The following is a 24,858-nucleotide window of genomic DNA, read 5'->3' on the forward strand; positions in this document are numbered from 1 at the left end:
ACGTTTAATTCAGGTTGTATACGAATTTTGTACTATGGTTATGATATGGACTGCGATTCTCGAATTGCAGATTGCCATCCCTGTTCTCACCCAAGAAGACAAGATTATCACCATGATACGGAACATCGTTCATTTCCGCATACTCACGTTCTTGACCGCTCAGAAATTGCTGATACAGGAGGGTTGCTGAGTTATCCTTCAAGTTGATCAAGGTCAGATGTCCGCTTAGATTCGGGCGGATTAGCAAATAGGATGAGCTTACAGCTAAAACGGAGTGGTTCTCGTCTTTACCGGTAAGCCGAGTCAAATCGTATTCTCGAATGACCTGGCCGTCTGGGCTAAGGATGGATAGTAGTTTGCCATCGTTAAGAATGGCATTTCCTTCTTGATCCATTAAGGCATTTTTCTCATAACGCAGGAAGTAATAAGCTTTGCTTTGTCTGATGATCTGCTTGTCTTTAATGAAAGCCGTGTACACATCTGTATGGACGTGAGGTTCGCCATAATTGTCTTCCACTGTAATGATATAGTTATGCTTACTGCTGTACATGCTATAGGCGTTGATTGTCGCGAATTCTTTAATGTCGGCATTCAATTGGCCGACGTGTTCCGGCACTGCCTCAAACGGATAAGCAAAATACAAGTCGCCTGTGTTTCGATTCAGCCATATGCTTGTGTTCACGGCAATTCCCTGGATATAGGGCGATTGCTGGGATAAGCTTACCGTTCTCTTGGCAGCATTCCATTCTACTCCAACTCCTATGGCTTCTGAGAAAAAACGGATCGGCACGAATGTACGTCCGTCGCGCACGATGACTGGAGAATTAAGCTTCACCGTTGTTTCGTTGACGATAGCGCTTGAAGCATTTAGTTTCATAGTCACTTTGCGATCTGGATACGTCATCGTCACGCTGTGCTCCTTTGCGTTCCAGAATACGACGCTGCCCAGTAGTTCGCCGATATCCCTGAGCGGCAAATAGACCGAGTCTTTGTAAAAGAGTGGCGCGGACGAAGGCGAATATTCCTGGCCGTTGAACACCAGTTTGATACTCGATTTCGAATTGGTGCTGCTTGCCGCTGCCGTTGTAGCTGAAGCCGACGAAAAGGCGATCGGGGTGATGGACAACATGGCCGCCAGTCCGAGCATTACGATTTTAGCTGAAGCTCGTTTTGTGATGTTCATGGGGTTCTTCCTTCCATCGATTGGTTAATATAGCATCATACATTTGGACGAATGGGCTGGAAAAAAGTTGCGGCATGCATGCTAAACCACGTTACTCGACCTTGCTGTAATACGTTGAAAGGTGGTTGTTGACAATTAGTTTAAGTGTAACTATACTGATTACAACAATTGTAACTGATATGATTACAAGTTTATTGAGTATATACTTAGACTGGAAGGGGGCCTACACATGGCACAAATTATTCACCCGCAGGCTGAAATTGGCCTGGTACGTTTGAAGGTACAAAATTTAGAGCGCTCAATCGTTTTCTATGAAGAGGTGATTGGGCTGAAACTATTGAAGCAAGAGGGCAATGTAGCCGAGCTTACTGCCGATGGCCGCCATGCGCTGGTTATCCTGGAAGCAAATGCCGAGTACCGCATATCGGCAAGCCGCTCCTCCGGCCTTTACCATTTTGCCCTTTTATTACCGGACAGAGTGTCGCTTGGCTTGGCGCTGCGTAATTTGGCCAAGCACAATATTGCAGTCGGGCAGGGCGATCACCTTGTAAGTGAAGCTTTATATCTGAATGATCCGGACAATAACGGAATAGAAATATATGCGGATCGTCCGCGGGAAACCTGGCAGCGCAGTGCTAACGGGGAGTATGTGATGACGACAGATCCCGTAGATATCGAGGGGCTGCTGCATATTTCCGAACAGGCACAGTGGCAGGGGCTTCCCGCTAATACGGTGATCGGGCATGTCCATTTCCATGTAGGTGATTTGCAGCAGGCGAAGCGGTTTTACTGCGATGTGCTAGGCTTCGAAATTACCGCCCATTACGGCACGGCTGCTTTGTTCATTTCCGCAGGCGGCTACCATCACCATATTGGGCTTAACACCTGGGCAGGCGCGGGAGCCCCGCCAGCGGCTGCCGATGCTACCGGCTTGGCGTATTACACCGTAACTTTTCCTGACCAGCAGGCGCTGGCCGAGGTGGAAGCACGGATTAAAGAAGCAGGGATAGTGTTCGAACGCGTAGAAAATGCCATTGCAGTAAATGATCCTTTCGGTATCCAAACACAATTAATTGTAAAAGGATACTAATTCACTAACGAAAAAACACTGAGGACCAGGAAGCTGTTCGTTCCTGAGCTTCGGTGTTTTAGTTATTAATTATGCTTTTAGCCAATGTTGAGAAAATTTTTCTATTTCACTAAAAATGGGTTCAAATGCTAAACCTTTATCTGTTAATGAATATTCAATCCGCACAGGAGTTTCCGGATAAATTTCTCTTTTGACTATTCCCTCGTTCTCTAAATCCTTCAATCTATCTGAAAGCACTTTGCCGCTTATCCCGATTGCTGTTTCAATATTACAAAAGCGCTGTGGGCCAGATAATAACTGATAAATAATCAATCCAGTCCATCTTTGGCTTAATAAACCCATCGCTTGTTCAAATCCCGGACAAATTGATTTATCCAATCGAATCTCCTCCTTATATCCTTAGTATATCACTTTCCACAAGTTCAATCATTACTTTTACATAATTACACACTTGACGTATGCTGGTTATATAAATATAATTACTTACATAAAGTAACTGACTGATAAATGGAGGCTTTGTTTTCCGGTTTATTCGGTTGGCATCATGATGAAGGAGTGTTTAGTCAATGGTAAGAAAAGAAGAGTTGGGTTTGATATTGTTGAGGTTGAGTTTAGGTATCACATTCTTGATACATGGGTTTGACAAATTCCAAGGTGGAATTGCCAATACTGCGGCCTTTTTCGAAAGCTTGGGGTTGCCCGGTTTTGCTGCTTATGTTGTAGCGCTAATTGAATTGTTAGGTGGCATTGCAATGGTATTAGGACTTGGAACAAAGGTTGTCGCTGGTTTATTCGCGATCATCATGGCGGGTGCAATCTTTAAAGTAAAACTTGCCGCAGGATTCCTTGGCAATGGGCAAATGGCTGGATATGAGCTAGATTTGATTTTACTTGTAATTTCCGTTTATCTCGCTTTGAAAAGTAAATCCTTCTTGGCATTAGACAATATTCTTTTCCGGACGAAAAAAGATTAAAAGGGGGATGTATGATGAGTTTTCACCGCGAACCCAATGTTTATGTCGGGCAAGTAAATCTTAAAGTTCAAAATTTAGAACGTGCGCTGAAATTTTATAAGGAAGTCATCGGCTTTAAGGTGCTGGATCAGACAGAAAAAACGGCGAACTTGACCGCAGATGGAAAGACGGTTTTGCTGTCCATTGAACAACCTGATAACGTCGTGCAGATGCACGGAAAGACCACAGGCCTGTACCATTTTGCATTGCTCTTGCCTAGCCGCTCAGATTTGACGCGCATCGTTCAGCATTTCGCTCATCTAGGGCTAAGAATCGGTTCATCCGATCATCTTGTCAGTGAAGCCCTTTACCTATCGGATCCGGATGGAAATGGGATTGAAATTTACAGAGACCGTGATCCTTTGGAATGGGCATGGAATAACGGTGAAGTGGAAATGGCCGTGGATCCTTTGAATTTTAACGACCTCCTTTCGGGAATCGATCAGAATATAGCATGGGAAGGTTTGCCGGCGGATACGGTGATGGGGCATATCCATTTGCATGTATCTGAATTGCATCGGACGGAAGAATTTTATGTTAAAGGACTTGGATTCGAGATCGTAAACCGATATGGGGCGCAGGCGCTGTTCATTTCTACGGGTAAATACCATCACCATATTGGATTAAATACATGGAATGGTGTGGGTGCACCCCGTCCAGCTGAGAACAGTGCTGGTCTCAAATCATTTACATTAATGTATCCCAATGCTGCAGCGCGAGAGCATGTCATCGCGAATCTAAGAAATATAGGTGCCTCCGTTACAGAGGAAAATGGCGCATTCGCTACAGCCGATCCATCGGGGAACCGTATTCTTTTGCTGGTCTAATTCAAGAAGGGCTTACTGGAGGCGTATCATGAAAGAGGAAGAACGATCTTTAAACTCAGGTATCGAAATTGGACTTTATACGCTTGCAGATATAGGTCCTGATCCTCTTGCCGGAACAAGGGTTAGTGCACAGCAAAGGATTAAGGATATCATTGCAGCGGCAAAACTTGCGGATGAGGCTGGATTTGATATTTTTGGAGTTGGTGAACATCATCGGCTGGACTATGCTGTGTCCGCTCCCCCGGTTATTTTGGCCGCCATTGCTCAAGTCACTACACGAATCAAGCTGACTAGCGCAACCACAGTGCTTAGCACGGTAGATCCCGTGCGTCTGTTTGAGGATTTTGCCACGTTGGATCTAGTTTCGGGCGGCCGGGCAGAGGTTATTGCTGGTCGAGGGGCATTTGTGGAATCATTCCCTCTATTCGGTTATGACACAAGCGATTATGATGAATTGTTTTCAGAACATCTGGATTTATTTTTAAAACTTAACAAGAATGAAAATATAACTTGGAGCGGTCAATTTCGCCCCCCTCTAAGGAATGCTGAAATTTCCCCTCGGCCTGTACAAAAACAGCTACCCATCTGGGTTGGTGTTGGGGGAACGCTGGAAAGCGCAGCTCGCGCAGGCCGGTTAGGCGTTCCAATGGCTATAGCGATGCTTGGCGGTGATCCGGAACGATTTATGCCTCTGGTCGCAGCATACCGTAACGCGGGTATAGAGGCCGGGCATAACTTTGAAGCTCTTAAGTTAGGCGTGACGGGACATGGGTACATCTCGAAGACTACTCAGCAAGCCAAGGATGAATTTTATCCTTATTACTCGAATTATTGGTCGTATGTGAACCGCCAGCGAGGAATGGCGTTCAAAATGACGCGGGCTGATTATGAACAGATGACAGATCCGAATACGGCCTTGTTTGTGGGCAGTCCACAGCAGATTGCAGAGAAAATCCTTCGTCAGTACGAGCTTTTTGGACATAAACGTTTCATTGCCCAGATTGACATCGGCGGCTTACCGTTTCATAAAGTTGCTTCAGGCATTGAGCTCATGGCTACAGAGATAATTCCAGTTGTCCGGAAAGCAACGAGTAAATAAGCGGTTTACGGGTAGTCTCCGAAGGAATAATAATAAGATCGGAAATTATGCAATTCGGCTCTGCCTCCTTGTTAGCCTCTATATTGGCTGACAAGGGGCTTTTTTTGTGTAACAAGGTATTTCGAAAAGATTCACGCTTATATTTGACCACATATGATCACATGTAGTCATATTCAAGTGAACAATTTAGTTGTAACCGCTTTACAATATCAATATGATCACATATAATCATAAACAACGACAAACAATCACATATGAGCGCAATCTCTTATATTTATGATATATACTATAAAGATAGAAACCGTACTAGAAATGAGGTTTAAACAATGACAACTCTTTTTGAAGAAGAACGCAAACGAGAAATTGCGCAATATGTGCAAAGCCACGGCCGGGCATTAGTTCCGGAACTTGCTGAGCAATTCAATGTATCCGAATCGACCGTACGCCGGGATTTAAGAGATCTGGAAGAAGCGAAGCAGCTGCGTAGAACGCATGGAGGTGCCGTCGCCATTGAGCAGGATAGCGTTGAACCGACCTTCAACGAGAAAGAAGACCGCTACCGTTCGCAAAAGGAAGAAATTGCCCGCAGCGCATTAGCCTTCATCGAGGAAGGGGATACGATCTTTCTTGATTCGGGTACGACGACGTATTATTTGGCGCAGCATTTGAAAGACTTCCAGGAGCTTACCGTGGTCACGAACTCCAATATGGTCGCAGAAGTGCTAAAGCAGGCGAAGCATATTCAGATCCTGCTTACCGGAGGTACGCTGCGTCATGAAACTCAAGCGATGGTCGGTCCGCTAGCGAATCGTTCCATTGGAGCCATCCGCGTGAATAAGTTGTTTCTGGCGATCAATGGTGTAGATATGGACGTTGGCCTGACCACGCCAAATTTGACCGAAGCGGAAACGAAGCGCTGTATGATCCAGGCGGCCAAGCAAATTATTTTAGTGGCTGATCATAGTAAATTCGGGCAAATTTCATTTGCCAAGGTCGCAGATTTATCGGAAATTCACCACTGCATCGTCGATGAAATGGTATCAGAGCAAGTGGTCGGCGAGATGGAAGCGGAAGGGATCAAAGTCACGATAGCGGGGAGAACATCATGATGAAGACAGTTCATACAGTAACCTTAAATCCGGCAGTAGACAAGACTGTAACAGTGGAACATTTCGCGCTGGGCGAATTGAATCGGATCAAGACGATGCGTACGGATGCCGGGGGCAAGGGCATCAATGTCGCTAAAGTTTTACATAGCTTCTCGGTTCCCGTCATCGCATGGGGAATCCAGGGAGGGCATCAAGGAAAAATCATCTTAGATAAGCTGGGGAAACAGGGAATCCCGTCTCGGTTCATTGAGGCTGAAGGAGAGACCCGTACGAATCTGAAGGTCGTCGATGAACATACGAAGCAAACGACCGAACTTAACGAAGCAGGCTGCACACCTAGCCACGAGCTTTTGGAACAGTTCCTTGCCCGTTATGAAGCCGGCCTGGACGAAGCGGCTATCGTCGTTCTGGGAGGAAGCTTGCCTCCAGGAACGCCGGCAGATTACTATCGTCGTCTGATCGAAATTGCAAATCGCAAGGGGGTGCGAACGATTTTGGATGCTGACGGAGAGGCTTTGACCTGCGGGCTCGAAGCCGTGCCCTTCGCCCTGAAGCCCAACATTCATGAGTTAGAGACACTGTATGGAACGAAGCTCGGGAGCGAGGAACAAATCGTGTCAGCAGCAAAAGGATTGGTTAGCAAAGGCATCTCTTATGTCTTGGTATCCATGGGAGGTGAGGGTTCGATTCTGGTTACTAAGGAGGATGCTTTTCGTGCAAGGCCGTTCCCAATTACACCGCTAAGCACGGTAGGGGCTGGGGATTCGATGGTGGCTGCGATGGCATATTGTCTGCTTCACCATAAGACAACCGAGGAGATGGCACGATGGACTTCAGCGGCGGGTACGGTCACCGCATCAAAATCAGGAACCGATGTCTGTACGATGGATCAAGTGGAGGAATCGCTTCACCGAATCGAGATCGAACCGATGATGTAATCGGGCGGGAAGCACATCATGATGAGGAGGAGAATGAACAATGAGTAAAATCATAGCTGTTACGGCATGTCCAACGGGAGTAGCTCATACGTATATGGCCGCAGAGTCGCTCATCAAGTCGGCGAAAGCGAAGAACATCGAGCTCAAGGTAGAAACGCGCGGGGCGATTGGAGTCGAGAACGAACTGACGGAGCAGGATATTGCTGAGGCACATGCGGTGATTTTGGCTGCGGATACCGATGTCCTTGAATCCCGGTTTGCGGGCAAGCCGGTGGTTAAGGTAGGCGTAGCCCAAGCATTGAAAGATCCTGACGGATTACTCGATCAGGCACTGGCGATGAAGGCCGCATCTGGCGATGATTATTTGAAGCAAATCAATCAAGCAAAATCAGAGCGGGGTGCCTCGCGCAAAGGGCCATATAAACACCTGATGACAGGAGTATCGGCCATGCTTCCGCTCGTCGTTGCCGGCGGATTATTGATAGCGATTTCATTTATCTTCGGAATTGAGGCTTTTAACGAGAAGGGTACGCTCGCGGCAGCGCTTATGGACATTGGCGGTGGAGCAGCATTCGCCTTAATGGTGCCGATCCTAGCCGGATTTATCGCCTTCTCGATCGCCGAGAAGCCGGGTCTGGCCCCAGGCCTCGTCGGAGGGATGATAGCCTCGCAAATCGGCGCGGGATTCATCGGCGGGATAGCCGCCGGCTTCTTGGCAGGATATCTGGCGAAGTGGCTTAAAGACTGGATCAAGATGCCGCATAATTTGGAGGGTCTCAAACCGATTCTGATAATTCCGCTTCTCGCAACAGGCATTACCGGATTACTTATGATCTACGTCATCGGAGAGCCGGTCAAGTTCACGATGGACAGCTTGACGAACTGGCTAAATACGATAGGCTCTACCAATGCGGTGCTGCTCGGATTACTGCTGGGTGCCATGATGGCGTTCGATATGGGTGGGCCGGTCAATAAAGCGGCTTATACTTTTGCGGTCGGCCTTTTGGCCAGCAGCGTCTACGGTCCGATGGCAGCCGTGATGGCCGCAGGAATGACGCCGCCGCTTGGATTGTGGCTGGCTACCCTGATCGCGCCGAAGAAATTTACGCTTGACGAGAGAAATGCGGGCAAGTCAGCCGCCGTCTTGGGTATTTCATTCATTACCGAGGGAGCGATTCCGTTTGCGGCTGGAGACCCATTCCGAGTTATACCTTCCATTATGGTGGGCTCGGCGGTAACCGGGGCCTTGTCTATGCTGTTTGGGGCTACGCTGCAAGCGCCACATGGCGGAATCTTCGTATTGGCGATTCCTAATGCCGTAACGCAAGTCGGCCTGTATGCGCTGGCGATTGCGATAGGAACTGTCATAACGGCCTTAATGCTATCTGTTTTGAAGAAATCTGTAATTAACAACTAGGTGGGTGAACATCTTGAAAATTATTGAACTCATGAACGAAGAAGCTATTTTGATGCCATTGAATGCGGCAAGCAGAGAGGAATGCATACACGCTATGATCGGCGCGCTCGAACGATCAGGAGCGGTTGCCGATAAATCCGCTTATTTAGAAGCGGTGATGAACCGTGAGAAAATGAGCTCTACGGGAATCGGCTTCAAGGTAGCCATTCCCCATGGCAAATCGTCCGGCGTAAAAGAACCGGCTTTAGCTTTCGCCCAATTGACGAATCCGCTGGATTGGGACTCGATTGATGGGCAGCCCGTATCGATCGTTTTTATGATAGCCGTACCGGAGGAAGCGAAAGGGAACGAGCATATGCAAATTCTTGTTGCTTTGTCCCGGAAACTGATGGACGATGATTTCAGAAACCAGCTTTTGTCCGTTTCCGACCGTGGGCAGCTGCTCAAGCTTTTAGATACGATTTAAGGATCAATCATTTCTTGAACGGCCGGCCGCTTGAACCGGTATACGGTAAGCGGCCGTTTTGAATTGTGAAATATACGGCATCCAATGTAAGCCGACAGTCAATGTAATTTGTTAATTGATTTACTTCGCAGAGGAATTTAACCTCTACGATTATTTCGTAGCCTTCCTTAAAAAGATGCAACATGGTCTTCATACCACATCACTCCTCTCAAAATTAAAAATTCTAATGTAGGGTATTTGGTATTCAGAAAAGAGCCAACCAAAAAGGACGATCCCCGCTTAAAGCAGAGGGTATCGTCCTTTTTTCATAAATTGTCTTTATTTAAGACGGGCTGTTACTAGCTGAGAACTGCTCCTCAGGAGCTTTCGTTCGCTTCGTGAATAGCGATAGCGCTAGCGCGATAATCCCGAATACCAAGCCGACCACAAAAGCTCTATGAATGCCAGACAGCAATCCTTCCGCGATTTGCGCAGGGGTCGGTTCCGCCGTCAGCGACATGAAATAGGACTGCTGTCCGGATGTCATAATGCTAATGAACAACGCCACACCGATGGCCCCAGCAATTTGCTGCAATGTGTTTAATACCGCTGTTCCGTGCGGATACAGCCGCTGTGGCAGCTGGTTTAATCCATTCGTTTGCATCGGCATCATAATCATCGCAATGGAAACCATCAGCAGGATATGCAGCAGGACCAGAATCGCCGTAGTGGTCTGCAAATCGATTCGCGTAAACAGCCACATGATGATGACGAGAAGCGTGCTGCCCGGAATAACGAGGGCACGCGGGCCGAATTTATCGAACAGCTTGCCGGTAACCGGTGAAATAAGTCCATTGAGCAAACCTCCGGGAAGCAGGACAAGTCCGGCTGCGAAGGTCGTCATCAGGAACACCCCTTGCATGAGAAAGGGAAGCAGCAGCATCGTTGAGAACATCGTCATCATCGCGATGATGAGCATGATCGTCGTGAGCGTAAACATCGGGAATTTAAAGACGCGCAAATCGAGCATAGGCTCTTCCGACTTCAGCTGCCGGATGACGAATAGGAGCAATGACACGCCGCCCACGATTAATGGGACAAATACTTCTGTGCTGGCCCAGGTTGTATCAGCTTTCCCCGCACCGCTGAAGCCGAATACGATGCCGCCGAATCCAAGCGTAGACAGCAGGATCGACAGCACGTCGACTTTAGGTTTGGTGACGGTCGTGACATTTTTCAAGAAAATGAACGAGACCACAATCGAGATGATTGCAAAAGGCAGCACCAGGAAAAACAGCCAGCGCCATTCGGCAACCTGCAGAATCAAGCCCGAAAGGGTAGGGCCGATCGCCGGGGCGAACATAATGACGAGTCCGATCGTACCCATGGCCGCTCCGCGCGTCTCCGGCGGATAAAGCACAAGAATCGTGTTCATCATGACGGGCAGCATCAGGCCTGCTCCGCTCGCTTGAAGCAAACGGCCGATCAGCAATATTTCAAAATTCGGGGCAATTCCGCAAAGAAGCGTCCCCACCGTAAACAGCACCATAGCGCCCAGGAACATTTGCCTCGTCGTAAACCACTGCACTAGCAGCGCCGATACAGGAATCAGCACGCCGACGACAAGCATGTAGCCGGTAGCCAGCCATTGCAGGGTAGAAGCGGATACGTCCAACGCTACTTCCAGTTTCGGCAACGCAATGTTAAGCAGTGTTTCGTTCAGAATGGAGAAGAATGCGCCGATAATGAGCGATATCAATATGGGCAGCTTCTTAATGTTGTAAAGATCTTGTTGCTGAGTAGTAGCAGTAGAGTTCAATTTTCATCCCTATCCTTATTTTTATTTTTAAGATTTTTTATATTTGCTATTGTAACAGATAAACGTAAAATTATTTCTATTTAAATTTATTTTTTTAATAATATTAGATTTACATAAGAAAGAAGCCGCTGGGCTGCAGCTTCTCATTTGCTGCAATCCCGCGGCTTCTTGTCCGTCATGGAATTCATTCTATTATTGCGGCCGTTGTTCTTTAAGCTTCGCGTATTCATCGGCAATTTGGGCATGCAGCGGGTGCTCTTGCGGCAGCTCCGTGTATTTCTCGATCGCCGCATGAACTCCTTGCTCACGCACATAAGACTGGAGCTCGACAGATTCTGGATCACTGCTCTCATCGAATAGCAGAGCCGCGGCAACCGCCTTTGTCAGATGGGGCACAGGGATGCCCAGCTCATTAGCAAGCCGTGCTGGTCTTACAAGCCGGTCGTTCGGAGAAATTTTCCGAATTGGGGAACGGCCTACCCGTGCGATCTCATCAGTCAAATAAGGGTTGATGAAACGCTCGAGAATTTGCTCGATATACTGCTTATGGGAGTCTGCATCGAACGAATACGTCTTTACAAGCATCGCACCCGATTCCTCCAAGGCCCCTCTAACTTCGCTGACGACTGCAGGATCTTTCATCGCTTCCTGGATCGTCTCGTAGCCTTTCAGATAGCCATGATAGGCAGCTATGCAATGCCCGGTATTCACGGTGAAGAGCTTGCGTTCGATATAAGGCAGCAATTGGTCTACATAATGGACGCCGGCGATTTCTTTAAATTCTCCTCGCATGGCCGAACGGTCCACGGTCCATTCGTAGAAGGGCTCGACTGTGACAAGCAGCGGGTCTTCATGCTGCTGCAGCGGTACGATCCTGTCCACAGCGGCATTAGGGAAGTCGATCGATTGATCGGCTTGCCCCTTTGCGGTTTCGGACAGATGGTCGTACACATGGTTTTTAAGCTGTGTACTGCCCCCGATGGCATTTTCGCAAGCAATGACATGAAGAGGGCGGGCGCTGCGCGACAATCTCAGTTCAATCCCTTTGGCAATTGCTGCAGCAATATGTTTCAACACGGAGACGCCTACGGCAGTCGTTACAATGTCGGCCTCTGCAACAGCTTCGGCGACAAGAGCTTGATCTTTGCCGTCAATCGCGGTCACGTTTTCGACGACGATCGTATCGGCTTGCTCATTGGCCAAGGTGACTGGATATTGACGTTTGCTCTGCAACAGATTGACCAGCGTATCGTTTACATCGACAAAAGTAACCTCATATCCCGATTTCGAGAGCAACAAGCCGATAAAGCCCCGACCGATGTTGCCTGCGCCAAAATGTACGGCCTTCATTCGCTCATCCCCTCTTCGAAAATCGAAATCAGCTGTTCCTCCGAAGTCGCATTTACGATTCGTTCCATTTCATCATCATCCGAGACGAGGACCGCTACATTCGTTAGAATTCCCATATGATCATCGCGAATGGCAGCAAGGCCGATAACTAACCGTGCAGGCTCGTCGCCACCGAAGTCGATGCCGTCCGGAGCGGTGAGAATAGCCATTCCCGTGGATTTGATCATGGACTTAGCTTCGTTCGTGCCGTGCGGCATTGCGAGTCCGCCGCCGAGGTAAGTGGAAAGGGAATCCTCGCGTTCGATCATTTTCTCGATATATTCCTGCGGGGCGTGACCAGCGTCCACCAGCATTTGTCCCACCATGCGGATAGCTTCATATTTGTCTTGTACCTTTACATTTAGTCTCACTTTGTCTGTAGATAGAATAGCCATGGTTTAATCTCTCCAATCCAATTTTCTTATTATATATTTCTCCAGTTGCCCGGAGATGAAACCCTTGATCTCATCCTTGCTTCCTTCCTCTAGCAGCATGACCATGTCGGTAAGGAGCAGCATTCCGCTGATTTCGCTCAGCACTTCGAGGCTGGCCTTATCCAGCTTCATGGGACCAAGCATCAGCAGGACCTGCTTAACATCACCGGCTTCATGATTGAGCTCAATCGGCAAATCATAGCGAAACAATGAGATGAGCGGCCGCTGTACCCATTCGCTTCGCGTGTGGATTAAGGCGATTTCTGTGTCGGGCATGACCAGGCTGCCTTGTTCCTCCCGGAGCAGCAGCTGCTCCACGATTTTCTCTTTGTTCAACAATACGCTGTGCTGTTCGATCGTGGAGATCATATGCAGCAGTTGGCTATGCAGATTCGGCCCTCCGGAACTTCGGTCCATTCTGTGAACTTTGAAGTTCTCCAGCAGCTGCAGCACAATGTCAGCGTAGATGTGCAGCTGTCTCAGCCGATCGAGCGGGCCTTGATCTGGATCGGTAGTGGCTGCGGGGGAGGGCTCTTTGTTTTTCAAAGTAATGTCATGAATGAAAGCTCTTAGCCTTACGGCCTCGTCCTCCGTGAGCAGCGGGCTGATTTTGATATACCTGTCGGAGGCCAGCGGTAAATTGACGGTAGAGATGATTAAATCATAATTGTCCGCAGGCAGCCGTACAGCCTCATACCAAGAAAGATGGCCGATCAGCTCGATCTGCGGCAGCTCCTTGGAGATACGAACCGCAAGCAGCTTTGACGAGCCGATACCGCTTGTGCAGACGAGCACGGCCCGTACCTTCCACGGAAATTGCTTGGAACGCTCAATGGCGGCACCGAAATGCATCACGATATAACCGACTTCCTCGTCGGGGACGTGCAGAGTTTGCACGAATTTATCAACGCCTTGTCTAACGATACTGAACAATTCGTCATAATCTTTTTTGATCTGCGTCAGGATCGGGTTGCGAATGGCAATGCCGCTGGCAATCCTTTGAAACGCAGGGTGCATATGCTGGATCAAACCCTCGACCAGCGAGCGGTCATTCATGAATGAAATCTGCGTCTTGATCTCGATATAGCGAATCAGCTCGGTTACCGTTTCGATGAGCGACATGTCATTATGGTTGACGAGCAGTCCTAGCTCATGCTGTGCTTCGCCTCTGAGCAAGCTGCCTAGATACACCTCTTCGGCCTGAGGGAGCTCCAATTCGAGCAGTTGGAGGAGCCGGGCAAGTTGGCCATTGTCCTTGGCGGATGAAGTACCCGGTTGAACGGCCTGCTCCTGATCCTGGCGAATGAGACAACTATGCTCAATCCTGGTCAGAGCCACGGATAATCGAATCAGTAAGCGGGTGTAAGCCGCTTCAGGCAAACGGATTGGCCATTGCTTGTTGATTTGCCAGAGCGCTCGCTCAAGCTTGAAAAACTGCTCTTTTCCGACCATTCTCAGAAGCTGGGTGGTCAGTGGATGTACGACGGCTTGATCGCTATGTTCATCATGGTGTCCAAATAAATCGGAATCATCTAAGTACTTGATGGCAAGCAAGCTGATCATTTGCCGCTTCGCTTGTTCCTTGCCCGTTAATTCAACCCCGTAACCGCGTTTGCGGACGAGTGTAAGCTGTTGTTCGTTGATCTGATCTTCTAACTGGTCCAAATCGCTGCTGATCGTGGGCATTGTCACGTTCAGTTCATGGGCGAGGGTGAACAGCTTCATCGGCTCATCATACTGCAGGAGCTTGCACAGGATCAGGATTTTCCGTTCCTCGGGGGAATATTCCGCAGGCACGGATAGATTAAGCTCCTGTTTGAACAGTTCGATCTGCTCGCTGTCCGCCTCGATTTTGATGCCGATTCCCGACTTCTTGTGAAGTTTAATGCCATGAGCCGCAAGGGCAGGCTCAATATCAATTAGCTCCCTGTGAATGGTTCGCGTACTGGTTCCAATCTCAGCAGCGATATCTGCGGCTGTAATTTCATTCTGTTGATTGAACAGCAGCTCTACGATCCGGCGTTGTCTAGTTGACATTATGATATGGCATCATCCTTCACGAAAGAAATGAGCTTAACGCCGACAGAAAATCTGTCAGCGCCAAGCTTGGGATTACTTGCTCAGTCTTTCGACGAGCGTGTCATATTCAGGACTCTTTAAGAAGTTTTCGATGGATATATGTTCAGCATTAGGATTTTTCAGACGTGCCCGATCTGTCAGCGTCTTATGAGTAAAGATAATATCCGCATCAGCCGGAATGTCGTTGATCGCCGTATTGGTGACCGTAATCGGTAGACCGGCGGCGTTAACTTTCTTCCGCAGGATAGACGCGCCCATGGCACTGGATCCCATACCGGCATCACAGGAGAAGACGATTTTTTTCACTTCTTCATTGGATTTAACCGCATTGTTGGCTTCAGAAGCGTTAGTCGTGCCCGTTCCTTTAGCATCAGCTTTCATTTGTTTCATCTTAGCTTGTGCTTCTTCCAGGTCAACGCCTTCTTCACCGCTGTCTTTCGTAGTCTTCAGCAGCAGGGAAGCGATCAGGAACGATACGACGGTAGCGACCAGAACACCTGCGAACATTGCTAGATATCCGCCTTTTGGCGTCATAGCCATGTAGGCAATAATACTTCCTGGTGAAGGAGCGGCTACTAGTCCGGCACCCAGAATCGAGAAGGTGAACGTACCAGCCATACCGCCACCGATAACCGCAAGGATCAAGCGCGGGTTCATCAGGATGTACGGGAAGTAGATTTCATGAATACCGCCCAAGAAATGAATGATAATCGCACCAGGGGCAGAATTCTTGACCATTCCTCGGCCGAATACCCAGTAAGCTAGCAGAATACCAAGACCAGGACCTGGGTTAGACTCCAGCATGAAGATAATGGATTGTCCAGCTTTGGACACTTGTTCCAATGCCAGCGGGCCAAGAATACCATGGTTGATGGCATTGTTCAGGAACAATACTTTTGCAGGCTCGATCAGCAGGTTAGCCAGCGGAAGCAGGCCTGTATTAATCAGGAACTCAACGCCCGCAGCAAGAACGTTGCTGAACGCTTGAACGACTGGGCCAACGCCTTTGAAAGCTCCTAGCGCAAGGGCACCACCGATGATGCCTGAGGAAAAGTTATTGACCAGCATTTCGAAGCCGGCAGGGATTTTGCCTTCAACGGACTTGTCGAACATCTTCAAGACCCAAGCTCCAAGTGGACCCATGATCATGGCTCCGAGGAACATTGGGATATCCGCCCCGACAACAACCCCCATTGTTACGACGGCACCAATAACGCCACCGCGCACGCCGTGAATCATGTGTCCGCCCGTATAACCGATAAGCAGCGGGAGCAGGTAAGTGATCATTGGTCCGACAAGTGAAGCCAGACCTTCATTCGGGATCCAGCCCGTCGGGATGAACAGGGCCGTAATCAGACCCCAGGCAATGAATGCACCGATGTTCGGCATAACCATTCCGCTTAAGAAACGGCCGAAGCGCTGCACTAGAACTTTGAAGCCGGATGATTGTGCAGTATCCATATTTTTTGACCTCCACGAAATAAATTGTTAAATCTGAAGTTGATGTGTAGTTCATATATCCTATACCTATCGTAGCTGTTAGCGGTTTCAGTAGCAATGAAATCAAAAGCAGGTTGCTTCATGATGGCTGTTGACATGATTTTATTGTCTGAAGAAAGCATGCGCCTTATACCTTATTTGTACCTATATAAATGCTTGCCTGCCTTAAACCGTGGTATAATGGAATATTAGGCATTGTACAACAATATCGAAGGAGTACGTTAAAATGATCGATCTTAATCAAATGCGGCAGAAAATCTTGACAGCGGATCAGGACCATATGCTTACATTTGCGGAGGCGTTCAGACCGATTGATTTGGCAGAAAGTTTGGAGAAATTAAAGGCGGAGGAGCAGCTTAGACTGATGGAGCTTCTACCCCCAGCCGTGGCCGCGGAAATTTTGGAGTTCTTGGAGCCGCTTGTGCAATATAAGATTTTGCACCATCTGGATGTGGAACTTACTTCGCAAATTCTTAATGAGCTGCCCAGTGACGTCGTAGCGGACATGATGCTAGCGATTCATCGGTATCAGGCGGACAAGCTGCTGGATTTGCTGCCTGACGATTATCGCGAACGCATACAGACCTTGATGACGTTTCCGGAGGAAACGGCGGGGAGCCTGGCAACGATTGATTATATCGCCGCACCAGGTCAATGGACTATGGATACAACGCTGGAGCACATACGTAAGGTCGGACATGATGCGGAAATTACGGCCTATATTTATGTGACCGGATTAAAAGGGGAGCTGTTAGGCGTCGTTTCCCTAAAAAAAATCATTTTGGCCGATCCTGCTACTCTGCTGCGGGAAATCGCGGATGAACCTATCACCGTGCCGGCTACGATGGGCCAGGAGGAGACGGCTGAGCTGCTATCCCGCTACGATTGGGTTGCCCTGCCAGTGGTGGACGGTCAGCAGCGCCTGATCGGCGTCGTTACCGTCGATGACTTAATCGATGTCATGCAGGAGGAGGCGACGGAGGATATTCAAATGCTCGGCGGAAGCCAGCCGCTTCAGGATACTTATTTCAAGAGCTCTGTATTTCATCTTTATCGAAAAAGAATTATCTGGCTTCTGATTCTGTTTGTAGCCGAGGCGTATACCGGGACGGTGTTAAGGCATTATGAGGATACGTTGACCGAGGTCATATCGCTAGCTTTCTTTATTCCGCTCCTTATTGGCACCGGCGGCAATACCGGAACACAAACCGTGTCAACGCTTGTCCGGGCGCTTGCCGTCGGTGAAGTTCATTTTAAAGACCTGTTTCGAGTAATTAGGAAGGAACTGGTCACTGGAATCATGACCGGCTCAACGATTTTTGTCATCGCATTTCTTCGTGCCTGGATGCTTGGCGTGGAGATGAACGTAGGCTTTGTCGTCGGCATTACGGCGATGGTGATCGTGCTGTGGGCTTCCTTTGTAGCGGCTATCCTGCCGCTTGTTCTGCATAAGCTGAAGGCGGACCCGGCTGTGATCTCAGGGCCATTTATTACGACGCTAGTAGACGGCACAGGATTGATCATATACTTCACCGTGGCCAGAATTTTGCTCAATCTTTAGACCTAATAGGATGGGGCTGGCCTTAACAGATGCAAGTTTTTTTCTTGATGCCAAGCTTGCCGCGCTGCTCTACCTTGCGGATGTAATCGGCAGCTAACGGAACCTTGCAAGCGGTTTGACCGACATCGACGTGAACCTTGCCGATATTTTCCGCGACTCCAATGGCCTCATCATAAAGAGCAGTCACATAACTGCCTGCAATGATGACAAAAGTATTCATCGTATACCGGACCCGATTCTGTTCCTCGTGGATCGTGGATTCGATCTGCCGCAGCAAAGCGCGGAGTTCCTCCAGGTCAAGCTGCTCATCGGGAGTAATAGATACGTAATTGGCATATGTGCTCCAGCCACAGGTGGCGACCATTTCTTCACCGGAGCGCATCCACTCCCGAGCAAGCTCCAGCGCGTAAGGGCTCTCTGCAGCCGCGCCTGCGACCGTATATTCAGCCAGCATGTACCAGTTAGCCTGTTTGACCCAGTGCTCCAGCTGAGGCTTTGTTATCATTTGCGGGTTGATGGACAGTCCGGCCAAATACATGGCATCTGAATTGCCCGTGTCATAGAGGGCCAGGGCCAACTTCTGATTCTTGGACACCTGTTTCACCAGCTTTTTCAAATCCCCGACCTTGACACCGAAAAGGGGCTCCTGTGCTCCATGGCGAATAAAGGTCTTTTTCGTTTGCTCCGTGCCCAGTTCCTCGAGCTTTGTCATCACTTCCGCTAATGTCATAGGCTTATTCTCCTTAGAATTGATTGATCATATGGTAACACAATATCCCATTGAAGGGGATGAAGGCAGGAAGTTAAATTCAATATTTTCACTTTCGGAAGAAATTTTCAACAATCATAATTTTGTAGAAAATAATTTACAAAATCAAAAATTCGTGTTAAGTTGAATATAGAAGGAGCCAAAATTAAATACTAACAACCAAATGTTGTGTAAGGGCTTCCAGATTTATGTCGCATTAGTTTCATCGAACAGGGGGAAGTCAGCGGTTCAAACACAAACGCTTTGTCATGATTTATGAAGAAAATATTTTTCTTAAATTATATAAAAGGGAAAATATTTTACAAACATAAGTTCATGACTATTCGAAGACAACAGAAATGCAGACAACAAGGAGGAAATAAAATGGCTTCATTAGAAAAGTTTCATGGAATCTTACCGGCCTTCTATGCCTGCTATGACGAAGAAGGCAACATTTCGGAAGCACGGACGAAGGATCTGTGCGACTACTTGTTAGGCAAAGGGGTGCAAGGCGTTTACGTTGGCGGAAGCTCTGGAGAGTGCATCTATCATAATCTCGATGAACGCAAAGCCGTGCTGACGTATGTTGCCGAACATTTGAAAGGAAAAATGACCTTGATTGCCCATGTGGGCGCTCCGTCGACGAGAGACAGCATTGAATTGGCGAAGCATTCGGCAGAACTGGGTTATGATGCACTGTCCGCTATTCCGCCGATTTACTTCAAGCTCCCGGACCGCGCGGTTTATAAATATTGGAGCGATATTATCGAAGCAACTTCTCTTCCCTTCATTATTTATAACATTCCGCAAACGACTGGATATACTCTTAGTCCGGCATTGTTTGCCAAAATGCTCGAGAATAAAAAAGTGATCGGCGTTAAAAATTCCTCGATGCCGACCATGGACATCGAGAGATTCAAAAGAGTCGGCGGTGCTGATGTCATCGTGTTCAATGGCCCGGATGAGCAATTCGTGTCCGGAAGAATCATGGGAGCAGACGCCGGAATCGGCGGAACGTACGCGTCGATGCCAGAGCTGTTCCTGCAGGCCAATGAATTTGTGAAGTCCGGTAAATTTGCTGAAGCGACAGCAATTCAGAGCGACATTAACGACATTATTATCGCCCTATGCTCTCAGGATGGTTCCATGTATGCCGTCATCAAGGAAGTGCTGATAAGAAGAGGCGTAAACATTGGCGGAGTAAGAGCTCCGATGGAGAACATTAGCCAGGAAGATGGCGGCCGAATCGATAGCATCATTCAAATGATCGATACAGCCATCGAGCGTCATTGCAAGTAATCTTACGATCCTTAGGATTCAGCATATATTACTCACTTACATTTTAAGGAGGCTTACACATGTTTAAAAAGCGTCTGTTAATGACAACAGTGGCACTTATGGTGATTGTTTCGATGATTGCGGGATGCTCTGGAAACAATAAAGCCGGCAATGGTGCGGCATCATCCAACGCAGGCAAGGGCGGCAAAGAAAAAGTCGAAATTACGGCATGGCTGACGCCGCAATGGAAGGGCGTCCTAGATGCATCGGAGCAAGGCGCGGACTATGACAGCTTCTTGAAATATGCCGCTAAGAAATTCGCAGCGCAATACGATAAATACGACGCCAGCGTTAAAGTGGAAGTGATTGCGGGAGATCAGCGCGACCAGCTTCTCAACGTTAACCTAAGCAGCAACACACCTCCGGATGTATTTTTTGAAAGCGTCTTCCCAATGGGCGACTATGTTCACCGCGGCGCGCTTGTTCCGTTAACAGACATCGTTGACGATGAGGCTAAAAAGGACATCGATCAGAGCTTCTGGGATGCAGTTACTTTCGGAAAAGATGTATATTTCTATCCATTCCAGCATAATCCCGGCACGCTTGTCTACAATGCCGATATGTTCAGAGCAGCCGGCTTGGAGAAATTCGTTGGCGATGAGAATGAAATCAAAACCTGGACCATGGACGAGTACCAACAAATCCTGGACGGACTGAAAAATAACCTGCCTAAAGACAAATATGCGAATGCTTATCCAATGGCACTATATGCCGTGAATAACCAAGGTGATACTTGGAATCTGGCTTACCTGAGAATGTTCGGCAACAAGTTCTTCAACGACGAAGGCAACATCGTATTGGATGATGCGAACGGCGCTAAGGCTGCGGCTTGGCTCAAAAAGCTGTATGACGGCGGTTACACTAATCCTGGGGCTGAATCCGTATCGTCCAACGATGCCAATGCTATGTTCCAAAATCAGCAGTTGGGCATTAGCTTTACCAACCCGATTCTCTTCAGCAACATGAAGACGAATATGGAGAACGGTACTTCGCCTAAATTCGACGTACGTCTGGCCAATATACCTTCTGAAAGTGGAGATCCACTGTCCTTTACGTACGTTGTTGGCGCTAGTGTGTTCCAATCCGGCAATGCGAAGAAATTAGAAGTAGCCAAGGATTTCGTTAAATTCTTCTCTACGGATCCCGAATTGGTGAAATCCTCGAAGAACGGAATTCCTGTAAGAAGCTCGGTTGCAGAGGAACTGAAAGGCGAGAATCCGCTCTTCGCGGCATATGATGCCAACTCCAAATACCTGTTCAACTTTACGGGCAACGTTCCTGGCTACAGCCAGTTGAGAGAAGTGCTGTATCCTGAGCTTCAAGCGCTTTACCTAGGACAAAAAACGCCTGAGCAAATGGTGAAGGATTATCAAACGAGCGGCAACAAGGTGATTGAGCAAAATAAAGCAGGCTCCGTCATCTACAATAAATAGTCTGCCGGCTGGTCAACATTACACGATTAACAGCCTTGAGCTTCTGGAACTGCTAGGCTCAAGGCTGCTAATTAGAAAGGTAAAATGGATATGAAACTACGAAGAAATATTTATGCCAAAGAGAATATTACCGGTTATTTGTTTATTTTACCTCAGATGCTGGTTTTCTTGCTCTTTCTTGTATATCCGATCATTGAAGGCATGAGGCTGAGCATGTATCGGATCAATTATCAGAGCGAGACGTTTGTCGGCTTCGATAATTACTTGACCCTGTTTAATGATCCGGTCTTCTTCAAAGCTTTATTTAACACCGTCATATTTGTTGTATTTATCGTCATCCTAACGGTTGGTTTTGCGTTATTCGTAGCTTCCGCGATCTTTGATAAGAACGCCAGATACGTCTCTTTTATAAGAGGAAGCTATTATATCCCTGTTATGGTCTCTATGGTTGTTATGAGTATGGTTTGGAGCTTTTTGCTCAATCCCGCAAATGGATTGATTTCATTTTTTGCCCGCGATATGGGGCTAGGCACAGTGAATCTTCTCGGTAATCCTAAGACAGTCATGCCCGTCATTATTTTCGTCACCTTTGCGACCAACGTCGGTCAAGCAATCATTCTGTATATTGCAGCGATGATCGGCGTACCTAAAGATCTATTTGAAGCGGCAGAAGTGGATGGAGCCAGCAGATGGCAGGTCATCCTTAAAATATTGATTCCTTCCGTCAAACCGACGACCGTGTACATCACGATCATTAATATCATTGCTGTTCTGAAAATATTTGTTGTCATTCAGTTGTTGACCGGTGGCGGCCCCAACAATGCCTCCGTGACACTGATGTATTACCTATATAACAATGCGTTTAAATATAATCAACTCGGAGTTGCTTCTGCAGTCGGGGTGATCATGTTCATCATCACGCTGCTGCTGTCAGTACCTCAATTGAAAAGCATGCTTCAGGAGAAGTGAGGGGGATAAGCTAAATGTCACAAATCAAGAACAAGAAAAAAATGGAGAAATTTGATTTCGTTTCAAACGCGATCATTACCCTCTTCGCTGTTTTAAACCTGTTTCCTCTATATTGGTTGTTTACAAGCTCTTTGAAAAACAGTTCGGATGTCGTCAAGATGCCTCCAGACTGGTGGCCTAAGACGATTACGTTCTCCAATTATGTGGATATATTTCAAAACCAGCCCGCATTGCGCTGGACGTTCAACAGTATATATGTGTCGGGCGTTACGACCATTCTGGTCATCATCATCGGCTCGATGGCAGCATATGCTTTCTCGAAAATTAATTTCAAGTTCAGTAATGTTATTTATATTATTTTCGTATCGAGCTTGATGATTCCTAAGGAAATCATGATTGTACCGCTTTTCCGCATCGTCCAGAATTTCCACATGGTAAATGCCTATGGCGGAATGATCTGGCCGAACGTAGCTGGGGCATTCGGGGTATTTCTATTGAAAGGGTTCTTCGATACGACGCCAAATGCCCTCAGGGAAGCGGCAAGAATCGACGGAGCCAGTGAGTGGCGAACATTTACAAGAATTATGCTGCCGATCGTTAAACCGGGTATCGGAGCCTTGTTCATCCTCAACTTCGTCCAGGTCTGGAACGACTATTTGTGGCAATTGGTCGTCGGCCAAGAGAAATTGATGAAAACGTTGATGGTCGGTACCGCAACTCTGATGCAGGATCTCAACCCTAACTTTGCTTACAAAATGGCCGGTGCTACCGTAGCGGCGATTCCGATGCTGGTCATCTTCGTATTGTTCCAACGTTATTTTACATCAGGCATTACAGCTGGAGCAGTGAAAGAGTAATCAACTTAAAAAAACGTGGAGTGGTTTACAAATGAATACAGAACATAAAGTCCTAAAAGAGATCCATCATAAATTAGTTGTATCCTGCCAAGCGCTGCCTGAGGAGCCTCTCCATAGTCCTTACATTATGGGGAGAATGGCATATGCCGCCTATTTGGGCGGAGCAGCCGGCATTCGTGCGAACAGTGTGGAAGATATTAAAGAGATTAAGAAGACCGTTAATTTGCCGATCATCGGAATCATCAAGCAGGTGTATAAAGGTTCAGATGTGTTTATTACACCGACATTAAAGGAAATTGAAGCTTTGTACAATGAAGGCGTAGATATTATTGCGTTGGATGCGACTGACCGGGTCCGGCCTGACGGCACGACCATTTCCGAGTTGTTTCCACGGATGCGGGAGATGTACAGGGATCAGTTATTCATGGCGGACTGCTCCACGTACGAGGAAGGGGTCATGGCCGAGGAACTAGGATTTGATCTGGTAGGAACGACTTTGAGCGGATACACGGAAGCTACGAAAGACAGAGCTTTGCCTGATTTTGAATTAGTGGAGCGGCTCGTAAGCCGTCTATCGGTTCCCGTTATTTCGGAAGGCGGCATTTCCACGCCGGAACAGTTGAAGAAAATGTACGACCTTGGCGTCTATTCGGCGGTGGTCGGCTCTGCCATCACCCGGCCGATGGAAATTACCCAGCGGTTCGTGAAGGCTGTGAGAGAATGAGAATATTAGCCGCGGATATTGGCGGAACGAATACAAAGTTGTGCATCTGTGATGAACAGGGTAAGCTGGAGCAGTTTCAGGAATACACCACAGAGAGCCGCCAAGGCGGCCTCCATGTGATGGCGCGATTGATGGATAAGATCGCGGAATATGACGATTTTGACGCTATTGCTGTCAGTACGGCCGGACAAGTTGATGCGGAAGCAGGATTTATCGTCTTCGCTAACGAAAATATACCTGATTACACCGGTATGAGAATAAAGGACATGCTTGAGGAGAAGTTTCATAAGCCCGTGAAGGTCGAAAATGATGTAAATGCGGCCGCATTGGGTGAAGCATTTTTCGGCGCTGCCCGGCATCTGAACGATTTTTTATGTTTGACTTATGGCACGGGGATCGGAGGAGCTATCGTGATCGATCGCCGGGTTTATAAAGGGGCGAACGGCGTGGCTGCCGAGTTTGGCCATATCGTGACGCATGCTGGAGCGGATAAAGGCAACGGGGTGAATCCCTTTTTTTACGAGAAATATGCCTCGACGACGGCTTTGGTGCAAATGGCCCGGGAGGTTGACCCAGGCTGTACGAATGGCAGAATACTGTTCGAGAAGATCAAACAGGGGAACCGTGAGCTGGAGCAAGTCTTGCGGGCATGGGTGGATGAAGTCGCCTACGGTTTAACCTCAATCATTCATATCTTTAATCCCTCTGCCGTTATAGTTGGGGGTGGCGTAATGGAGCAGGATGATTTGGTTCGGCTTGTGGAAGCTCGAACTAATGCATTGGTTATGGAAAGCTATCGTGATGTGAAAATTCTGAAAGCCTCCCTAGGGAATAAAGCGGGCGTTCTTGGAGCGGCATCACTATTTTGTCGATAGGGGGAGAGAAT

At 47.9% G+C, this 24,858-nt stretch carries 24 protein-coding genes; 15 read left to right on the top strand and 9 right to left on the bottom strand.

Annotation, left to right across the window (positions count from 1 at the left end):
- Positions 1 to 4: 4 nt before the first annotated feature.
- Positions 5 to 1,183, bottom strand: a complete 1,179-nt coding sequence (locus ACYUJT_RS06060) for a copper amine oxidase N-terminal domain-containing protein (RefSeq protein ID WP_460319514.1) — start codon at positions 1,181 to 1,183, stop codon at positions 5 to 7.
- Positions 1,184 to 1,412: 229 nt separating this feature from the next.
- Here ACYUJT_RS06060 and ACYUJT_RS06065 point away from each other — a divergent pair, with 229 nt between their 5' ends.
- Positions 1,413 to 2,273, top strand: a complete 861-nt coding sequence (locus tag ACYUJT_RS06065) for a VOC family protein (protein WP_460319515.1) — start codon at positions 1,413 to 1,415, stop codon at positions 2,271 to 2,273.
- Positions 2,274 to 2,342: 69 nt separating this feature from the next.
- On the opposite strand, the gene ACYUJT_RS06070 is transcribed toward ACYUJT_RS06065, so the two are convergent.
- Positions 2,343 to 2,651 carry a winged helix-turn-helix transcriptional regulator gene (locus ACYUJT_RS06070; protein ID WP_460319516.1) on the bottom strand — a complete coding sequence of 103 codons (309 nt, stop codon included), beginning with the start codon at positions 2,649 to 2,651 and terminating at the stop codon, positions 2,343 to 2,345.
- A 188-nt stretch (positions 2,652 to 2,839) separates the two neighbouring features.
- Between ACYUJT_RS06070 and ACYUJT_RS06075 the strand changes: the two genes are divergently transcribed.
- From ACYUJT_RS06075 to ACYUJT_RS06105, 7 genes are all read left to right on the top strand, one after another.
- On the top strand, positions 2,840 to 3,247 hold the full coding sequence (locus ACYUJT_RS06075; protein ID WP_460319517.1) for a DoxX family protein: 408 nt from the start codon (positions 2,840 to 2,842) through the stop codon (positions 3,245 to 3,247).
- Positions 3,248 to 3,261: 14 nt separating this feature from the next.
- On the top strand, positions 3,262 to 4,113 hold the full coding sequence (locus ACYUJT_RS06080; protein WP_460319518.1) for a VOC family protein: 852 nt from the start codon (positions 3,262 to 3,264) through the stop codon (positions 4,111 to 4,113).
- Positions 4,114 to 4,141: 28 nt separating this feature from the next.
- Entirely contained in the window at positions 4,142 to 5,212 is a 1,071-nt protein-coding gene (locus tag ACYUJT_RS06085; protein ID WP_460319519.1) for an LLM class flavin-dependent oxidoreductase, read from the top strand.
- A gap of 326 nt (positions 5,213 to 5,538) precedes the next feature.
- Positions 5,539 to 6,321: a DeoR/GlpR family DNA-binding transcription regulator gene (locus ACYUJT_RS06090; RefSeq protein WP_460319521.1), complete on the top strand. Its 783-nt coding sequence runs from the start codon at positions 5,539 to 5,541 to the stop codon at positions 6,319 to 6,321.
- Positions 6,321 to 7,259, top strand: a complete 939-nt coding sequence (gene pfkB / locus ACYUJT_RS06095; protein WP_460319522.1) for a 1-phosphofructokinase — start codon at positions 6,321 to 6,323, stop codon at positions 7,257 to 7,259. Before ACYUJT_RS06090 ends, pfkB begins: the two co-directional genes overlap by 1 nt.
- Positions 7,260 to 7,299: 40 nt before the next feature.
- The gene (locus tag ACYUJT_RS06100) at positions 7,300 to 8,676 is read left to right on the top strand and encodes a fructose-specific PTS transporter subunit EIIC (RefSeq protein WP_460319523.1); all 1,377 of its coding nucleotides are present in this window, start codon (positions 7,300 to 7,302) and stop codon (positions 8,674 to 8,676) included.
- A 4-nt stretch (positions 8,677 to 8,680) separates the two neighbouring features.
- Positions 8,681 to 9,142 (top strand): PTS sugar transporter subunit IIA, encoded by a 462-nt coding sequence (locus ACYUJT_RS06105; protein ID WP_460319524.1) that lies wholly within the window; start codon positions 8,681 to 8,683, stop codon positions 9,140 to 9,142.
- A gap of 7 nt (positions 9,143 to 9,149) precedes the next feature.
- Here ACYUJT_RS06105 and ACYUJT_RS06110 read toward each other — a convergent pair whose 3' ends face one another.
- The 6 genes from ACYUJT_RS06110 to ACYUJT_RS06135 form a co-directional block, all read right to left on the bottom strand.
- Entirely contained in the window at positions 9,150 to 9,335 is a 186-nt protein-coding gene (locus tag ACYUJT_RS06110; protein WP_460319525.1) for a hypothetical protein, read from the bottom strand.
- A gap of 129 nt (positions 9,336 to 9,464) precedes the next feature.
- Positions 9,465 to 10,940 carry an MDR family MFS transporter gene (locus ACYUJT_RS06115; RefSeq protein ID WP_460319526.1) on the bottom strand — a complete coding sequence of 492 codons (1,476 nt, stop codon included), beginning with the start codon at positions 10,938 to 10,940 and terminating at the stop codon, positions 9,465 to 9,467.
- 192 nt (positions 10,941 to 11,132) lie between these two features.
- Positions 11,133 to 12,290 (bottom strand): mannitol-1-phosphate 5-dehydrogenase, encoded by a 1,158-nt coding sequence (locus ACYUJT_RS06120; protein WP_460319527.1) that lies wholly within the window; start codon positions 12,288 to 12,290, stop codon positions 11,133 to 11,135.
- Positions 12,287 to 12,724: a PTS sugar transporter subunit IIA gene (locus ACYUJT_RS06125; RefSeq protein WP_460319529.1), complete on the bottom strand. Its 438-nt coding sequence runs from the start codon at positions 12,722 to 12,724 to the stop codon at positions 12,287 to 12,289. The genes ACYUJT_RS06120 and ACYUJT_RS06125 overlap by 4 nt, the downstream gene beginning before the upstream one ends.
- 3 nt (positions 12,725 to 12,727) lie before the next feature.
- A complete protein-coding gene (locus ACYUJT_RS06130; RefSeq protein ID WP_460319530.1) occupies positions 12,728 to 14,800 on the bottom strand; it encodes a BglG family transcription antiterminator in 2,073 nt (690 codons plus the stop codon).
- A 75-nt stretch (positions 14,801 to 14,875) separates the two neighbouring features.
- Entirely contained in the window at positions 14,876 to 16,303 is a 1,428-nt protein-coding gene (locus ACYUJT_RS06135) for a PTS mannitol transporter subunit IICB (RefSeq protein ID WP_460319531.1), read from the bottom strand.
- 265 nt (positions 16,304 to 16,568) lie between these two features.
- Between ACYUJT_RS06135 and mgtE the strand changes: the two genes are divergently transcribed.
- A complete protein-coding gene (gene mgtE, locus ACYUJT_RS06140; protein WP_460319532.1) occupies positions 16,569 to 17,903 on the top strand; it encodes a magnesium transporter in 1,335 nt (444 codons plus the stop codon).
- Between the two features lie 22 nt (positions 17,904 to 17,925).
- Here the strand turns inward: mgtE and ACYUJT_RS06145 are convergent, their stop codons facing one another.
- Complete coding sequence (locus ACYUJT_RS06145) at positions 17,926 to 18,633, bottom strand: DNA alkylation repair protein (RefSeq protein ID WP_460319534.1); 708 nt, start codon at positions 18,631 to 18,633, stop codon at positions 17,926 to 17,928.
- A gap of 402 nt (positions 18,634 to 19,035) precedes the next feature.
- On the opposite strand from ACYUJT_RS06145, the gene ACYUJT_RS06150 reads away from it, so the two are divergent.
- The 6 genes from ACYUJT_RS06150 (at position 19,036) to ACYUJT_RS06175 (ending at position 24,847) form a co-directional block, all read left to right on the top strand.
- Positions 19,036 to 19,950 carry a dihydrodipicolinate synthase family protein gene (locus ACYUJT_RS06150; protein ID WP_460319535.1) on the top strand — a complete coding sequence of 305 codons (915 nt, stop codon included), beginning with the start codon at positions 19,036 to 19,038 and terminating at the stop codon, positions 19,948 to 19,950.
- 59 nt (positions 19,951 to 20,009) lie between these two features.
- Positions 20,010 to 21,422: an ABC transporter substrate-binding protein gene (locus ACYUJT_RS06155; RefSeq protein ID WP_460319536.1), complete on the top strand. Its 1,413-nt coding sequence runs from the start codon at positions 20,010 to 20,012 to the stop codon at positions 21,420 to 21,422.
- Positions 21,423 to 21,512: 90 nt separating this feature from the next.
- The gene (locus ACYUJT_RS06160) at positions 21,513 to 22,391 is read left to right on the top strand and encodes a carbohydrate ABC transporter permease (protein ID WP_460319538.1); all 879 of its coding nucleotides are present in this window, start codon (positions 21,513 to 21,515) and stop codon (positions 22,389 to 22,391) included.
- 14 nt (positions 22,392 to 22,405) lie between these two features.
- Positions 22,406 to 23,248 (top strand): carbohydrate ABC transporter permease, encoded by an 843-nt coding sequence (locus tag ACYUJT_RS06165; RefSeq protein ID WP_460319539.1) that lies wholly within the window; start codon positions 22,406 to 22,408, stop codon positions 23,246 to 23,248.
- A 31-nt stretch (positions 23,249 to 23,279) separates the two neighbouring features.
- Positions 23,280 to 23,972 (top strand): N-acetylmannosamine-6-phosphate 2-epimerase, encoded by a 693-nt coding sequence (locus tag ACYUJT_RS06170; RefSeq protein ID WP_460319540.1) that lies wholly within the window; start codon positions 23,280 to 23,282, stop codon positions 23,970 to 23,972.
- Positions 23,969 to 24,847 (top strand): ROK family protein, encoded by an 879-nt coding sequence (locus ACYUJT_RS06175; RefSeq protein WP_460319541.1) that lies wholly within the window; start codon positions 23,969 to 23,971, stop codon positions 24,845 to 24,847. Before ACYUJT_RS06170 ends, ACYUJT_RS06175 begins: the two co-directional genes overlap by 4 nt.
- The last annotated feature ends 11 nt before the right edge of the window (positions 24,848 to 24,858 follow it).

This window comes from Paenibacillus sp. YSY-4.3 (assembly GCF_054767475.1).